This is a genomic window from Stenotrophomonas sp. 86156_Sma, assembly GCF_056481625.1.
Window position 1 is genome coordinate 3,531,701 of record NZ_CM151157.1, and the last position, 15,023, is coordinate 3,546,723.

General features: G+C 67.2%; 12 protein-coding genes and 2 pseudogenes. 4 read left to right on the forward strand and 10 right to left on the reverse strand.

Going from position 1 to position 15,023, the window contains the following annotated elements; all coding sequences use genetic code 11:
• The first annotated feature begins 154 nt into the window (after window positions 1-154).
• The 3 genes and pseudogenes from ACZK33_RS16465 (at window position 155) to ACZK33_RS16475 (ending at window position 4,056) form a co-directional block, all read left to right on the forward strand.
• Window positions 155-2,040: pseudogene (locus ACZK33_RS16465) on the forward strand (DUF3413 domain-containing protein).
• 20 nt (window positions 2,041-2,060) lie between these two features.
• Window positions 2,061-3,206: a glycosyltransferase family 4 protein gene (locus tag ACZK33_RS16470; protein WP_423173781.1), complete on the forward strand. Its 1,146-nt coding sequence runs from the start codon at window positions 2,061-2,063 to the stop codon at window positions 3,204-3,206.
• Entirely contained in the window at window positions 3,199-4,056 is an 858-nt protein-coding gene (locus ACZK33_RS16475; RefSeq protein WP_032128254.1) for a polysaccharide deacetylase family protein, read from the forward strand. Before ACZK33_RS16470 ends, ACZK33_RS16475 begins: the two co-directional genes overlap by 8 nt.
• A 79-nt stretch (window positions 4,057-4,135) precedes the next feature.
• Here the strand turns inward: ACZK33_RS16475 and glmM are convergent, their stop codons facing one another.
• The 5 genes from glmM to trpB form a co-directional block, all read right to left on the reverse strand.
• Complete coding sequence (gene glmM / locus ACZK33_RS16480; protein ID WP_423173780.1) at window positions 4,136-5,497, reverse strand: phosphoglucosamine mutase; 1,362 nt, start codon at window positions 5,495-5,497, stop codon at window positions 4,136-4,138.
• Window positions 5,497-6,372 carry an acetyl-CoA carboxylase, carboxyltransferase subunit beta gene (gene accD, locus ACZK33_RS16485; RefSeq protein ID WP_005410473.1) on the reverse strand — a complete coding sequence of 292 codons (876 nt, stop codon included), beginning with the start codon at window positions 6,370-6,372 and terminating at the stop codon, window positions 5,497-5,499. Before accD ends, glmM begins: the two co-directional genes overlap by 1 nt.
• Before the next feature lie 219 nt (window positions 6,373-6,591).
• Window positions 6,592-7,401 carry a tryptophan synthase subunit alpha gene (gene trpA, locus ACZK33_RS16490; protein WP_478453604.1) on the reverse strand — a complete coding sequence of 270 codons (810 nt, stop codon included), beginning with the start codon at window positions 7,399-7,401 and terminating at the stop codon, window positions 6,592-6,594.
• A gap of 1 nt (window position 7,402) precedes the next feature.
• A complete protein-coding gene (locus ACZK33_RS16495) occupies window positions 7,403-8,083 on the reverse strand; it encodes a hypothetical protein (RefSeq protein WP_423173779.1) in 681 nt (226 codons plus the stop codon).
• A complete protein-coding gene (gene trpB, locus ACZK33_RS16500; protein WP_014647880.1) occupies window positions 8,080-9,297 on the reverse strand; it encodes a tryptophan synthase subunit beta in 1,218 nt (405 codons plus the stop codon). Before trpB ends, ACZK33_RS16495 begins: the two co-directional genes overlap by 4 nt.
• Window positions 9,298-9,394: 97 nt before the next feature.
• Here trpB and ACZK33_RS16505 point away from each other — a divergent pair, with 97 nt between their 5' ends.
• Window positions 9,395-10,282 carry a LysR family transcriptional regulator gene (locus ACZK33_RS16505; RefSeq protein ID WP_329810636.1) on the forward strand — a complete coding sequence of 296 codons (888 nt, stop codon included), beginning with the start codon at window positions 9,395-9,397 and terminating at the stop codon, window positions 10,280-10,282.
• Between the two features lie 48 nt (window positions 10,283-10,330).
• Here the strand turns inward: ACZK33_RS16505 and ACZK33_RS16510 are convergent, their stop codons facing one another.
• The 5 genes and pseudogenes from ACZK33_RS16510 to ACZK33_RS16530 form a co-directional block, all read right to left on the reverse strand.
• Window positions 10,331-12,187, reverse strand: coding sequence for a C40 family peptidase (locus tag ACZK33_RS16510; protein ID WP_423173778.1), 1,857 nt, complete (start codon window positions 12,185-12,187; stop codon window positions 10,331-10,333).
• A gap of 48 nt (window positions 12,188-12,235) precedes the next feature.
• Window positions 12,236-12,554 (reverse strand): annotated as a pseudogene (locus ACZK33_RS16515) (hypothetical protein).
• A 625-nt stretch (window positions 12,555-13,179) separates the two neighbouring features.
• A complete protein-coding gene (locus tag ACZK33_RS16520; RefSeq protein WP_019660598.1) occupies window positions 13,180-13,836 on the reverse strand; it encodes a phosphoribosylanthranilate isomerase in 657 nt (218 codons plus the stop codon).
• The gene (truA, locus tag ACZK33_RS16525; RefSeq protein WP_049398724.1) at window positions 13,833-14,603 is read right to left on the reverse strand and encodes a tRNA pseudouridine(38-40) synthase TruA; all 771 of its coding nucleotides are present in this window, start codon (window positions 14,601-14,603) and stop codon (window positions 13,833-13,835) included. The genes ACZK33_RS16520 and truA overlap by 4 nt, the downstream gene beginning before the upstream one ends.
• Window positions 14,604-14,635: 32 nt before the next feature.
• Window positions 14,636-14,998: a VOC family protein gene (locus ACZK33_RS16530; protein WP_423173777.1), complete on the reverse strand. Its 363-nt coding sequence runs from the start codon at window positions 14,996-14,998 to the stop codon at window positions 14,636-14,638.
• Between the last annotated feature and the right edge of the window lie 25 nt (window positions 14,999-15,023).

Genomic DNA, 15,023 nt, shown 5'->3' on the forward strand with positions numbered 1-15,023 from the left:
ATTCATGGCCCACCTGAACATTGTGACAGATCGCCCGGGGGACGCCACTCGATACGAAGAAACAAACCGATACAATGCGCAACCCGCGCGCGGATTAACGATTCCGTCACAACCGGGACTCCCGCCCCTGTTCCACCTGCCGCCTCCGTCCTTCATGCGCCCTGCTGCTCCTTCTGCCAACACCTCCCTGCCCTCCGGCCCGGCACGTCACTGGCGCCGATTGGCCTGGTGGTCGCTGTTCGTGGCCGGCAACGCGCTGCTGGCGATGGCGATCACGCTCGGCAACGTACCGCTGGCCGACAACCCCGGTGGCGCAATCGGCCTGGTTTACCTGTCCGTCGCTCTGCCGGGGCATCTGCTCGCCTTCGGTGCCCTCGCAGGCCTGCTGCCGCTGCTGCTGGGCCTGTGGCCGCGCAGCGCGCGCACGCTGAGCATCAGCGCCGTGCTGCTGCAGGGCCTGTGGCTGTGCCTGCTGCTGGTTGATGCGAAGGTTTTCACTCTGTATCGGTTCCACCTCAATGCCATGGTGGTGAACATGGTGTTCGGCGGCGCGCTGCAGGACCAGGTCGCGTTGTCCTGGAAAACCTGGCTGCAGGCCGGACTGCTGGTCGCCGCCATCTTCGCCGCCGAAGGCCTGCTGGCCTGGGCATGCTGGAAGCTGTTGCCCGCCCTGCCCCGCCGCCGCCGGGTCCTGCAGGCCTGGGCGGTGGTCGCTCTTCTGATGGGGGGGGCCAGGTCGCCACCGCCTACTACGATGCCCGCGGCGACCGCGACGTCATCGCGCAGTGGAACTACCTGCCCTGGGCGCAGCCGATCACCGCCAAGAGCTTCATGCGCAAACTGGGCGTTGTCAGCGAACAGCAGGCTGGCCTGCCTGACCCGCGCCATGCGCAGCTGCTGTATCCGCGGCAGCCCCTGCGCTGCCAGAACCCACATCGGCCGAATGTGCTGATGGTGGTGCTGGAGTCGCTGCGCCAGGACGCCATGACGCCGCAGCTGATGCCCAATACGACGGCACTGGCACAGGCTTCGCGCGTGTACGACCAGCATTTCAGCACCGGCAACGCCACCCGCTACGGCCTGTTCGGCCTGCTCTACGGCCTGCCCGGCGGCTACTGGCAGAGCATGCTGGACGAACAGCGCGGCTCGCAGCTGTTCCAGGTGCTGGGCCAGCAGGGCTACGACCTGCACCTGTACGGCAGCGCGCCGCTGTACAGCCCGGAGTTCGACCGCACCGCCTTCGCCGACGTACGCGACCAGCTGCACCAGGGCCCCTCCGCCCTGACACCCGACAAGCGTGACGCAGCCATCGTCACCGCGCTGCAGAACGACATCCGCACCAGCCAGGCCGCGCAGCACCCGTGGTTCGGCTTCGTGTTCCTCGACTCCACCCACGCCGGCTACCACCTGCCCGCCAGCTACCCGCCGGTGGCCACGCCGATGGCCAAGGAGATCGACTTCCTGTCCTTCGGCCCGGACCACGACCCGACGCCGGAGCTCAACCGCTACCGCACCGCCGTGCACTACGCCGACAGCCTGGTCGGCTCGCTGCTGGACGACCTTCGCGCACAAGGCCTGGCCGAGAACACCATCGTGCTGGTCACCGGTGACCATGCCGAAGAGTTCAACGACCTCAAGCTGAACTACTGGGGCCACAACGGCAACTTCTCCGACTACCAGCTGCAGGTGCCGTTCGTGCTGCACTGGCCAGGCCAGGCCAGCGGCCATGAGATGCGCACCAGTTCGCATGAGGACTGGGTGCCGACATTGATGCGCCACGCACTGGGCTGCGAGAACGCCCTGAGCGACTTCAGTACTGGCCAGGACCTGCTGGCCGCGCCCACCACCAGCGAACGTGCGCTGGTGGTGGAGAGCTGGTCGCAGCGCGCGGTACGCCATGGCGATGCCATCTACGTGTTCGACAAGTTCGGCAACGCCACCGCGCTCGACCGGCACTACCGTCCGCTGCCGCAGCAGGCACCGGACGGCGCCGCCATCCGCTCCGCATGGGAAGCGCTGACCCGCTTCCGCAACCGCTGAACTTCAAGGACCGATCCTGCATGAACCGTCCGCTGCGCATCCTGCATACCGAAGCCGCCAAGGGAATGGGCGGGCAGGAGATCTACATCTTCCGGCACATGCAGGTGATGCGCGCGCGTGGCCATGAAGTGTCGTTGCTGTGCCAGCCCGATGCGCGCCTGGCCACACTGGCACGCGACGACGGTTTCACCGTGCATACGCTGCGCATGGGAGGCCTGGGGCGCCTGCTGCGCGGCGTGTGGTCGGTATCGCGACTGGTGCGTCGCGAACGCTACGACGTGGTCAACACCACCAGCCGCCGCGATGCGCTGATCGCCGCCGCCGGTGCACGCCTGGGCGGCACGCCGCTGGTGGTGCGCTCGCGCCACCTGATGAGCCCGGTCAATTCGCTGCTGACCTATACCGGGCTTCCGCACCGGGTTTTGACCGTCAGCAGTTTCGTCAAGCAGCTGCTGGCCGACCGTGGCATTCCGGCCGAGCGCATCGGCATCGTGCCGCCGATTGCGGTTCCGCCGCGCTGGAGCGAGATCCGCAAGGCCGATCCCTGGCAGTGCCTGCAGGACGCGCGCGCGCAGGTGCGTGCCGAGCTCGGTTTCGGCGAACAGGACATCGTGGTCGGCTGCGTGGCGGTACTGCGCGAGCCCAAGGGCCATGCCGACCTGCTGCAGGCGATGATCCCGTTGTGCAAGGCCAACCCGGACCTGCACCTGGTGATCGTCGGTGATGGCCAGGCCGTGACGGAACGACTGCAGGCGATGTGCGCCGAGCACGGCCTGCAGCGCCAGGTGCACCTGCTCGGCTACCGCGATGGAGCCTGCCGGCTGATGGCCGGCTTCGACATCTTCGCGCTGGCCTCGCACAAGGAAGCGGCCGGCACCGTGTTCCTGGAAGCGGCTTATGTGGGCGTACCGATCGTAGCCACGCGGGTGGGTGGCGTGCCGGAGATGGTGATCGATGGCAGCAATGCGATCCTCACCCGTTTGGGAGACAATGCCGCCCTGACAGGTGCCTTGCGCCTGCTGGTGGACGACCCGGAACGGCGGCGGCAGATGGGCCGCGCTGGCTGGGACTGGATGCACGGCGCGCACCGCTTCACGCCGGACGGCCACGGTGAAGCCACCGAACACTACTACCACCAGTGGCTGAAGGAGCTGGGACATGGCTGATGCGCGAACCGTTCCGGTGCTGATGCACCACCATGTCAGCCCCTCGCCGGGCATGATCACCGTGTCGCCGGAAAACTTCGAAAGCCAGATCGCGTGGCTGGCAGGCAATGGCTGGACCTCACTGACGCTGGACCAGTACGCCGGCTTCCTGGCCGGCAAGCCGGTGCCGCGCAAGTCGATCGTCATCACCTTCGACGATGGCTACCTGGACAACTGGGTGTATGCCCATCCGATCCTGCAGAAGTACGGCATGCATGCCGTGGTGTTCGTGGTCACCGGCTGGATGGGCGAAGGCCCGGAACGTCCGCATGCCGGCATTGCCGGAGCGACGCTGCCTTCGACGCCGGACCATCGCGGCTGCGAAGCGGCGATCTACGAGCAGGACCGCAGTGACGATGTGATGATGCGCTGGAGCGAAGCACGTGCAGCCATCGCCGCCGGCACCTTCGAAGTGCATTGCCACACCCATACCCACACCCGCTGGTTGCGCCGTGACGATCTGGACCGTGCGCAGCGCCGCGCGGGCCTGAGCCGGGATCTGGCGATCTCGCGCGAAGTCCTGCAGGACAAGCTTGGCGACGTGTCCGATACCTTGTGCTGGCCGTACGGTGATTTCGACCAGGATCACATCGAAGTGGCGCGCGAGCAGGGCTTCCGCTACCTGCACACCACCCACCCGTTCGGCCGCAACGTGATCGGTGGCGACCCGGAACGCATCTATCGTTTCGCGATCCGCAACCGCCCGGCCAACTGGCTGCGCAAGCGCATCCGCCTGAGTTACAACCCGCTGATCGCGCCGCTGTTCAATGGGTTCAAGGCACGCCAGAAGAAGATGGTGCCGGGGCCCTGAACACGCCATCCCCCCGCCGCCGCAAAAGAAAACGCCCCGGAATTCCGGGGCGTTTTCTTTGTACGGATGTGCAGTCGCCTCAGCTGGCGGCTTCACGCACCGCAGCGGACAAGCGGTCCAGCGTCTGCTGCATCAGCGTGGCGTCATCGGCTTCCACGGTGACCCGAACCACCGGCTCGGTACCGGACGGCCGCAGGAACGCGCGGCCACGGCCGGCTACGGCCTGCTGCGCCACGGCCAGCGCGGACTGCACGCTTTCAGACTGCACCGTGGCCTTGGCCGAGACATTGCCCAGACGCACGTTGACGGTCTTCTGCGGCACCCGCACCAGGCCCTTCAGTGCCTGGCGCAGGGTCTGCTCACTGTTGCGCAGCGCGACCAGCACCTGCAGAGCGCTGACGATGCCATCACCGGTGGTGGCCCGGTCCAGGCACAGCAGATGGCCCGACGCTTCCCCACCGAGTACACCGCCGCCTTCGACCAATGCCTGGTGCACGTAGCGGTCACCAACGTTGCTGCGCACGAACGGTATCTGCAGATCGGCGAAAGCTTTCTCCACGCCGTAGTTGCTCATCAGCGTGCCGACCACCGGGCCGCGCAGGCGGCCTTCGTCCTTCCAGGCGCGGGCCAGGATGTACAGCAGGTCGTCACCGTCGACCGGGTTGCCCTGGTCGTCGGCCATCAGCACACGGTCGCCATCACCATCGAACGCGATGCCGAGATCGGCACGGGTCTCGCGGACTTTGGCCGCCAGGTTGTCGATATGGGTGGAACCCACACCGGCGTTGATGTTGACGCCGTTGGGCTCGGCACCGATGCCGATCACCTCGGCCCCCAGTTCGCGGAACAGCAGCGGTGCGATCTGGTAGGTGGCGCCGTGTGCGCAATCCAGCACCAGGCGCACGCCACGCAGGTCGAACGCGCGCGGCACGCTGGCCTTGCAGAACTCGATGTAGCGGCCGACCGCTTCACGCGCACGCGATGCCTTGCCCAGCTTCTCCGATTCGGCGGTGGTGAACGGAACGTCCAGCGCCGCTTCCAGGGCAAGTTCGGTGGCATCGTCGAGCTTCTCGCCCTGAGCCGAGAAGAACTTGATGCCGTTGTCGTAATGCGGGTTGTGCGAGGCGCTGATGACGATGCCGGCGTCCACGCCCAACGTGCGGGTCAGGAACGCCACCGCCGGGGTCGGCATCGGCCCCAGCAGCTGTACGTCGGCGCCGGCGGCGACCAGGCCGGCTTCCAGTGCCGCTTCGAACATGTAACCGGAAATGCGGGTGTCCTTGCCGATCACCACGATCGGCCGGCGCCCGTCCTGGCCGCGCTGGGCGACCAGGACACGGCCCAGGGCATTGCCCAGGCGCAGCACGAAGTCGGCCGAGATCACGCCCTGGCCGACCCGCCCACGGATGCCATCAGTACCGAAGTACTTGCGGCCTCCCATCAAGCCACCTCCGGCGCCGGCTGACGGCCCAGCATTGCCAGCAGATCGGACAGGCGGTCGCGCATTTCGCGGCGGTCGCAGATCTGGTCGATGGCACCGTGCTCCAGCAGGAACTCCGAGCGCTGGAAGCCTTCCGGCAGCTTCTCGCGCACGGTCTGCTCGATCACGCGCGGGCCGGCGAAGCCGATCAGCGCCTGCGGTTCGGCGATGTTGATGTCGCCCAGCATCGCGAACGAGGCCGACACACCACCGGTGGTCGGGTGGGTCAGCACCGAGATGTACGGCAGGCCCGCTTCACGCAGCTTGCCCAGCGCGGCCGAGGTCTTGGCCATCTGCATCAGCGAGAACAGGCCTTCCTGCATGCGCGCACCGCCACTCTGCGAGAAGCACACGTACGGAGCACCGATCTCGACCGCGGTTTCGGCGGCCAGCGCGAAACGCTCACCCACCACCGAGCCCATCGAGCCACCCATGAAGGCGAAGTCGAACGACGAGGCCACCAGCGCACGGCCCTTGAGCAGGCCGCGCATGGCGATCAGCGCGTCGTACTCGCCGGTGTTCTTCTGCGCGATCTTGATGCGCTCGCTGTACTTCTTCTGGTCCTTGAACTTGAGCAGGTCGGTCGGGCCCAGGCGCGCACCGATCTCGGTGGTGCTGTCGGCGTCGAACAGGGCGGCCAGGCGCGCACGTGCGCGGATCGCCATGTGGTGGCCGCACTTCGGGCAGACCTCCAGGTTCTCTTCCAGTTCCGGACGGTACAACGCGCTGCCGCAGTTGCTGCACTTTTCCCACAGGCCCTCGGGGACACTGCGCTTCTTGCTGGGGGTGTTGTCGGTGCGGATGCCGGACGGCATCAACTTGCTGAGCCAACTCATGCGGGAGGACACTTCCGTTCAGGGCGGCCCAAGGGCCGCAAAGGCGGACAGTCTAGCTCCGCTTTCCCCGCCCGTGCACCCCCTTGCCGGCCACGGGGCAGCTGGAAAAAACCATGCTGGGACGTACGTTTAGCGCGGCAACGCCGTGCGGGTAGCGCCGGGCCATGCCCGGCGGATACCCTTGCGCCCCGCACCGCCGGGCATGGCCCGGCGCTACCGTTACTGGTCCAGCGCCTGCCGCAGCGGAGCCAGGAAGGTTCGAGCGCGCTGTGCGGCCTCTTCAGCCGAGCCCGCTTCGGCCAGCGCCGCCACCAGCGCGCTGCCGACCACCACGCCGTCGGCCTGGCGGGCCATCGCCGCAGCACTGTCGGCATCCTTGATGCCGAAGCCGGCCACCACCGGCACCGAAGCGCGCGCGCGCAGGGCCTGCAGGCGGGCACTGGCGGCATCGCTGTCCAGGCGCTCGGACGCGCCGGTGACACCGGCAAAGCTGACGTAGTAGAGGTAGCCACGGGCCAGCGCCAGCAGCTTGTCCGCGCGCGCCTCGCTGGTAGTCGGCGACGCCAGCAGGACCAGTGCCAGGCCCGCTGCATCGAAGGCCTGCTGCGCTTCGCCGGCTTCTTCCGGTGGCAGGTCGACCAGCAGCACGCCGTCCACACCTGCCTCCACGGCTGCCGTTGCGAAGGCCGCGTAGCCATGGATCTCCACCGGATTCAGGTAGCCCATCAGCACCACCGGCGTCTGAGCGTCACGCTCGCGGAACTGCGCAACGGCCTGCAGCACGTAGCGGCTGCCAGCACCACGCGCCAGCGCGCGCTCGGAGCTGCGCTGGATGGTCGGGCCGTCGGCCATCGGGTCGGAGAACGGCACGCCCAGTTCGATCACATCGGCACCGGCATCGACCAGCGCGTGCATGACCGGCACGGTGGCCTCCAGCGAGGGATCACCGGCGGTGATGAAGGGAATCAGCGCCTTGCGCTGCTGTTCGCGCAGACGCAGGAAACAGGCATCGAGTCGGGATACGGGCATTTCAGGCACATCCTTCAATCAGTTCAATCGCATCGCTGGTTCCCCAGTACATCCGGGTGACCTTCCCTTCAAACAGTTCCAGGCGGATACCCAGGTCCGAACCCGGGTCCTGCCAGGTGAGGTACTCGCCCTGGTCACCGTCGTAGGCATGCGGGCTGGATACCGGCGGCTTCGGGAACTGCGCCATGGCCTGGGCACGGGTCATGCCGATGCGCAGGCCGAATGGACCGGGCTGTTCAACCGGCAATTCCAGGTCGTCGCCCGGCTTCAGATCAAAACGGACCACGCGGTCGTCGTCGGTCATCATCGACACGCCCGGCGGCAACCCCCTGCCGTCGTAGTACTCGCAGTCGCCTTCGAAGAACTCTTTCGCGCCCTGTGCCTTCCAGGGCCCCAGTGACTTCAGGTCCCCCATGTGCTGGCCGACCAGCACTTCGCCGGCATGGTCCAGTGCCACCGAGGCGACGGCGGGGGCGTTGTCGCCGTTGCTCTCTTCCGCAGACGGCGGATCGACGATCGGCGTACGCGCCATCGGGTCGAGGTCATCGTTGGCGGCCGGCTGCTGTGCGGACTGCGCGGTGGCTTTGGCGGCCGGCGCAAGCACTGGCGGTTCCGGCGGCTGGCACGCGGCCAGGCCCAGCACCAGCAGAAGCACCCCGCTGTTCCGCAGCAGCGCGCTCACAGCACCAGCCCTTCGCGCGCGGCGATGGTGTGCACGTCCTTGTCGCCACGGCCGGACAGGTTGCACAGCACGATCTGGTCACGCGGACGCTCACGCGCCAGCTTGATCGCCTGTGCCAGTGCGTGGCTGGACTCCAGTGCCGGCAGGATACCCTCGGTATGCGCCAGCAGGTGGAAGGCCTGCAGCGCTTCTTCATCGGTGATGCCGAGGTAGCGCGCACGGCCGGTATCGGCCAGGAAAGCATGCTCCGGGCCGACGCCCGGATAGTCCAGGCCGGCCGACACCGAGTGGGTCTCGATGATCTGGCCGTCGTCGTCGCACAGCACATAGGTGCGGTTGCCGTGCAGCACGCCGGGGCGACCCGCCGCGATGGAGGCGGCATGGCGACCGGTGCTGATGCCATCACCGGCAGCTTCGGCGCCGACAATCTCGACCTGGCGATCGTTGAGGAAGGCGTGGAACAGGCCGATGGCATTGCTGCCGCCGCCGACGCAGGCGGTGATCGCATCCGGCAGGCGGCCGTACTCGGCCAGCATCTGCTCGCGTGCTTCGCGGCCGACGATGGCGTTGAAATCGCGCACCATGCGCGGGTACGGATCCGGACCAGCCACGGTGCCGATGATGTAGAAGGTGTCCTGCACGTTGGTCACCCAATCGCGCATCGCTTCGTTGAGCGCGTCCTTCAGGGTGGCCGAGCCGGAGGTGACCGGCACCACCGTCGCACCGAGCAGCTTCATTCGGTAGACGTTGATCTTCTGCCGCTCGATGTCGGTGGCGCCCATGTACACCACGCATTCCAGGCCCAAGCGCGCGGCAACGGTGGCACTGGCCACGCCATGCTGCCCGGCACCGGTCTCGGCGATGATGCGCTTCTTGCCCATCCGCGCGGCCAGCAGCGCCTGGCCGATGGTGTTGTTGATCTTGTGCGCACCGGTGTGGTTCAGGTCCTCGCGCTTGAGCAGGATCTGCGCACCGCCGACATGATCGCTCAGGCGCTGGGCGTGGTAGATCGGGCTCGGCCGGCCCACGTAATGGGCCAGGTCGCGGTCGTAAGCGGCCTGGAATGCCGGGTCCTGGCGGGCCTGGTCATAGGCCTGGGCCAGTTCCTGCAGCGGGCCGACCAGGGTTTCGGCAACGAAGCTGCCGCCGTAGCGGCCGAAGTGGCCCTGGGCATCCGGGAAGGCGTGGTAGTCGGCAATGGGGGAGGCAGACATGGAAGCGACCGCTGGTTCGAGACAGGTGGATACTCTAGCGCACGGGTCGTGACCGGAAAATGGATATTATCTGGCGCATATCGTCAGGAAATCTCACATGAGTCGTTCCCTGCTGCCTCCCCTCAATGCGCTGCGTGCGTTCGAGGCCACCGCCCGTCTCGGCGGCGTTGGCCGCGCCGCACACGACCTGCATGTCACCCACGGCGCGGTCAGCCGGCAACTGAAGCTGCTGGAGGATCATCTCGGCCTGGCATTGTTCCAGCGTGCCGGCCGCGGGCTGCGTCTGACCGCTGCGGGCACGCGACTGCAGGCCGCGTGCAGCGAGGCGTTCAGCGGCATCGAAGACTGCGTGCGCGAGCTGCGCCGGCCGACGGCGGCCCCAGCACTGGTGCTGGGCTGCAGCGGCAGCGTACTGGCGCGCTGGATGATCCCGCGCCTGCCCGTGCTGCAGGCCGCCCTGCCCGGCGTGCGCCTGCAATGGTCAGCGCTGGATGGCAGCTTCACCGAGGCACAGGCGGCACTGGATGCGGTATTGCTGCTGGCGCAGGGGCCGTGGCCACGGGGCTGGCAGGTGCGTGAGCTGGCGCCGGAACGGGTCGGCGTGGTGGTGGCACCCTCGCATCCGGCCGCGCAGCGCCTGCGGCAGGTACCGCCCTCGGCGCTGCTGCAGGAAACGCTGCTGCACACCAGCTCACGGCCGCAGGCGTGGCCGGCGTGGGCGCAGGCGCACGATCTGGACACCGCGAAGCTGCAGCTGGGCACCGCTTTCGAACATCTGTACTACCTGCTGGAAGCAGCCGTGGCCGGGCTGGGCCCGGCGATCGCACCGGAGCCACTGGTGGCCGAAGATCTGGCAGCAGGCAGGCTGGTCGCACCGTGGGGGTTTACCGCCACCGGCGGCTTCTGGGTGCTGGCGCGGCCGGATGGCCCGGCCGATGCACGGGTGGACGCCCTGGCCGACTGGGCAGCAGCACAGCTGCAATGAGACGAGGCCCCGGGCGGCGTTCACCGCCCGGAGCCGGCAACACAGGCCTCAGCGACCGCCCATCGCGACCCGCTGCTGCTCCTCATGCACCTGCTGCTGGTGCGAAGGATCTGCCAGCAGCTTGGCACTGGTCTGCTCCAGCGACGGCGGCGCCTGGGCCAGGTCCACCGCGGTGCGGAAGCCCGGCGTCGTGCCCATCACGAACGCCTTGCCATCCTGCACCGTGATGCTCTGCAGCTTGTCGGCCGCGTCGATTCCGTTCTGCTTTGCATGCAGGGTGATATTGGCGGCAGCCTCTTCGGAAAACACGCTGGGAAGCTTGCTGCGGACGGCGTTGTGCAGTGCGTGGTCCGGATGCGATGCATCGTTCAGCGACGGCCCCTTCGGTACAGCCGCTGCAGGTTCATGGCCCTGCGCACGGCCCGCCGCCAGCGCGGCAGCGGTCTGGCGACCGACAATTCCATCGGCCACCAGCCCCTGCTGTTTCTGCAGCGCGATCACCGCTTCGCGGGTGTGATCACCAAAACGACCATCCTCTGACAACCGATGGCCCTGCGCATCACGCACACCGAGCTGGTTGAGAGTCTGCTGCAACGCCTGCACGTCGGCGCCACGCTGCCCCTGCTTCATCACCTCGCTGGCCGCCGCGTGTGATGCAGCCGGCTGCACGGTGGCGGTTGGCCGGGACAGCGCAGGTTCGCCATTGCCGTGCAGCGGCGCGCGCACCTGGAATTCCGGCTTCGGTGTCAGCGCACCAACGATGCGGGTGCTTCCGCCATCCCAGTACCCGCCCGGCCGGATGGTGACTTCGGCCGGCCCGGTGCTTCCCTGTGAACCGATGAACTGGATGTTTCCCTGCGCGTCGTAGCCTTTGAAAATGCCGACATGCTGGCCCTGCGACGAGGAGAACATCAGGATGTCGCCCTGCTTCAGCGATCCGTTCGGTTTGCGTGCTTCGGCAGCCGAGGTCACATCGAAATGCTCGCGTGCGTAAGCCGTGGTGTTCGCACCATTGAACAGCATCGACGTAGTGAACCCCGCAGCGTTCTCGCCCCGCACGTCGTAACCCGCGTTCTTCAGGCCGCGCCATACGAACGCCGAGCAATCCACGCCGAAGCGTCCGTCACCATCGAGGTCACGCTCCAGCCGGCTGCTGTCGCGACCCGGGCGCGGATGGTCCGGGCGCCCGTATTCGTACTGGCGGCCTGAGGCCATGAAATGCTGATAGGCCTCGTTGTAGAGCGCGGCACTGCCGACTGCAGCCGCGGCCTGGCCCGCAGCGGGCGCCGCCGCCGAAGGCGTCTGTACCTGCGGTTGGGTCTGGGTCTGCACGGGCGCAGCCGCCGCTGTGCGCGTAGGAGGCTGCTGCGTGGCAACCTCACCCGGCTGCCAGCCCTCGAAACGTCGGATGCCGTCGGCCAGCACTTCACGCTCGCGCACGCTCATCTGGCCGACGGTCTTCGAGCGCAGGTCGACACCCTGGCGATCGCCTTCGGCATAGATGGTGGCCGCCTGCTCCTTGTGGTGGGTGGTGCCGCTGTAATCCTTGGTGGAGTAGCTCGGCAGCATTTCCTCCACGGTCTTGTCGCCGAACCGGCGTTCGAGCAGCTGGATCTTCGCCACCCGGCCGGCTTCATAGCTTTCGAAAACCGCGTTGCCCCATTGGTCGAGATCGACCACGCCCTTGTAGCGCCCCTGCGCCGATTCCAGCGCCTGCTCGCGGGTACGCGGATTGGTCACCGTCTTGTCCGCGCTGCCGGCGAATTCAAACTTGAGATTGCCAGGATTGTTGTTGCGCCACGAGACGCTGCCGCCTGATCGTTCGACGACACTGCCATCGTCCATTTCCAGCGTGCGCGTGGTACCTACGCTGCTGACCAGCCGGGTGATTTTTGGATCCGACATGAGCTGTTCCTTTGCCAGTGGTTGATTGGACCGCTCCCCTGGCGGTGATTACATTCCGTTGGAAAACACGTCGAGCACGTCCGCACTGACCCAGCCCTGTGCGCAGTTCCCGGCGTAACGTCCCGGCGCCGCCGCATGGCAGGCCTCGCGCCCCCGTGGTCGCCAGGCCAGTGATCGGCCTGTCGCCATAGGTGTCACACAACGTGTTGCCCTTGCACTTGCCGACCGTCGCAGCGGGAACCGCAACGACGTAATAGAACAGCGGATTCTGTCCGGTGCGTCCGATGCCCTGCACGCAGACCAGCTGCCCCTTCGACAGCTTCGCGGTCACGCTGGCCTTGCTGCCGGTGGATGGCACCGCACTCAACGTCTCCACGCCCTTGGCATCGGCTACGCCAGCGAAGAAACCCTGGTCGCCACAGTCCGGCGACAGTTCGACATCGTAGAAATCACCGCTGTCCACATCGCCCGCCGTGCAGCCGCTGCCTGTACTGGCGTTGCTGCATTTCACGCCACTGGCCTGGATCAGCGCAGCCAGGCCGTCGGCTGCCGGTGCTGCCGCCGGAACCGTGGCCGGTGCTGTGGCAGGTGCATCTGCCGGTGCGGCAGCGGCCGGTGCCGATGCGGTCGGGGCGGATGAGTCACCGGCCGCACACGCGCCCAAGGCAAGCAGCAGGCTGGGCACGAGCGTCAGGCGGGCCAGGCGGATACGGCGGGAAGAGAGATGGGGCATATCCATTGCGTCCTCGTTCGAAAGGTAAGGCGTATCTCAGGGGCGCGGCCAGCGACACGCACGCGGCATCGCACCCAGCCAAGACAGGCTGGGCGCATTGTGTCCGATCAGATGTTCGGGGGGTGTCGACTTTTTGGCGCTGGAACCTGAATTACCCGAAAGCGTGATACTCATCGCATTCAGGATTCGCCCGCCTTCACGGCACGGCGGAATGCACCGTCGACGATGACATTCCGGGTGACCCCTCAGGTGACGCGGATCACTCCAGAACGGTGCAATCCGCGCGACGCACTTCTTCGACGAAGGTGCGCATCTTGTAGCCGTCCTTGATGCCCGGCTCCAGCTCGATACCGCTGGAGACGTCCACGCCCCACGGCAGCGTCGCCAGCACGGCATCGTAGACGTTCTCAGGGTTCAGGCCACCGGCCAGCAGGAACGGCCGGTGCAACCCGGTCGGAACGCGGCCCCAGTCGAACGCCACGCCGGTGCCGCCACCGCCACCCGGGGCGTGGCTGTCGAACAGGAAGCCGGCAGCGCTGGGGTAGCGCAGCTGCAGGGTGCGGGCGTTGACCTCTTCACGGCCGCCCATGGCGATCGCCTTCAGGTACGGCATATTGAAGCTGCGGCAGAAGCTTTCGTCTTCCTCACCATGGAACTGCAGCAGGGTCGGACGTACCGTACGCAGCACCTCGCGCACTTCCTCCTTGCTGTTGTTGCGGAACAGCGCCACCACGTCGACCATCGGCGCGATCGCCTGGCGCATCGCGCGGGCCTCGGCCGGTGCAACCCGGCGGCTGCTCTCGCGGGCAAAGATGAAACCCACTGCGTCCACGCCCAGCTCACCGGCCAGGCGGACGTCGCCGGCACGGGTCATTCCACAGAACTTGATGCGCGTACGGTAGTAGGAACGGCTCATAGCGTGACCTCGGCGGGCAGATGCCAGTTGTCGGGGTACAGGGGCCCAAGGAACACCAGGCCCTGCGGCGGTGCGGTGGGACCAGCTACGGTGCGGTCGCGCCCGGCCAGCAGTTCGGCGATCCATTCCACCGGTTTTTCGCCGCTGCCCACCAGGATCAACGATCCGACGATATTGCGGACCATGTGATGAAGAAATGCATTGCCACGTACTGCGACTTCGATCACTTCGCCATGACGGCTGACCTGCAACGACTGCAGTTCACGCCGCGCATGCAGCGCCTGGCACTGCACCGAACGGAACGCGCTGAAGTCGTTCTCGCCAAGCAATGCCTGGCCGGCGGCGTGCATCAGGGTCTCGTCCAGCGCACGGCGCTCCCAGCTCAGGGTCTGCCGGTCCAGCGCCGGCCGTACCTCGCGGTTGAGCAGCCGATAGCGATAGCGGCGCGCACGCGCGGAGAAGCGGGCGTGGAAATCATCTGCCACCGGCACGCACCAGCGCACTGCGATCGAGCGCGGCAGGCGGGTGGTGGTGCCGAGCATCCAGGCGCGCGGATCGCGCACCACGTCGGTATCGAAATGCACGACCTGGCACTGGCCATGCACGCCGGCATCGGTGCGGCCGGCGCAGACCACCTGCAGCGGCGCATCAGCCACCGATGACAGGGCCTGCTCGAGGCTGGCCTGCACGCTGGGACCACCCTCGCCCAGGTTCTGCCAGCCCCTGAAATCGCTGCCGTCGTACTCGACGCCAAGCGCATAACGCATGTGCTACCTCGATGTTGCGGATGGGGCGGCGCTCAGGCCGGATCGCGTTCGGACCAGACCGCCAGTTCGTTGCCACCGGGCTCGACGAACTGGAAGCGGCTGCCACCGGGGAAGGAAAACACCGCGCGCACGATCTCGCCGCCGGCGTCGCGCACGGCGGCCTCGACCGGTGCCAGTGCGTCGGCATACAGCACCAGCAGCGGTGCACCGCTGTCGCTGGCCCGCTGCGGCTGGCCACGGAAGAAGCCGCCCTGCACGCGGCCATCGTCGAACGCCGTGTAGTCGCTGCCGTAGTCGACGAACGACCAGCCGAACACGTTCTCGAAGAAGGCACGGCTGGCAGCCGGGTCGCTGGACGCGAATTCAACGTAGTCGATGCGGCGTTCGCGGCTCATGGCAAGGTCCTTGTCGGCAGATTCG

What these genes read in the sequence shown, in the direction of transcription:
- ACZK33_RS16470 (WP_423173781.1), top strand. Translation starts at nt 2,061, where the DNA reads ATGAACCGTCCGCTGCGCATCCTGCATACCGAAGCCGCCAAGGGAATG.
- ACZK33_RS16475 (WP_032128254.1), top strand. Translation starts at nt 3,199, where the DNA reads ATGGCTGATGCGCGAACCGTTCCGGTGCTGATGCACCACCATGTCAGC.
- glmM (WP_423173780.1), bottom strand. Translation starts at nt 5,497, where the DNA reads ATGGGAGGCCGCAAGTACTTCGGTACTGATGGCATCCGTGGGCGGGTC.
- accD (WP_005410473.1), bottom strand. Translation starts at nt 6,372, where the DNA reads ATGAGTTGGCTCAGCAAGTTGATGCCGTCCGGCATCCGCACCGACAAC.
- trpA (WP_478453604.1), bottom strand. Translation starts at nt 7,401, where the DNA reads ATGCCCGTATCCCGACTCGATGCCTGTTTCCTGCGTCTGCGCGAACAG.
- trpB (WP_014647880.1), bottom strand. Translation starts at nt 9,297, where the DNA reads ATGTCTGCCTCCCCCATTGCCGACTACCACGCCTTCCCGGATGCCCAG.
- ACZK33_RS16505 (WP_329810636.1), top strand. Translation starts at nt 9,395, where the DNA reads ATGAGTCGTTCCCTGCTGCCTCCCCTCAATGCGCTGCGTGCGTTCGAG.
- ACZK33_RS16510 (WP_423173778.1), bottom strand. Translation starts at nt 12,187, where the DNA reads ATGTCGGATCCAAAAATCACCCGGCTGGTCAGCAGCGTAGGTACCACG.
- ACZK33_RS16520 (WP_019660598.1), bottom strand. Translation starts at nt 13,836, where the DNA reads ATGAGCCGTTCCTACTACCGTACGCGCATCAAGTTCTGTGGAATGACC.
- truA (WP_049398724.1), bottom strand. Translation starts at nt 14,603, where the DNA reads ATGCGTTATGCGCTTGGCGTCGAGTACGACGGCAGCGATTTCAGGGGC.
- ACZK33_RS16530 (WP_423173777.1), bottom strand. Translation starts at nt 14,998, where the DNA reads ATGAGCCGCGAACGCCGCATCGACTACGTTGAATTCGCGTCCAGCGAC.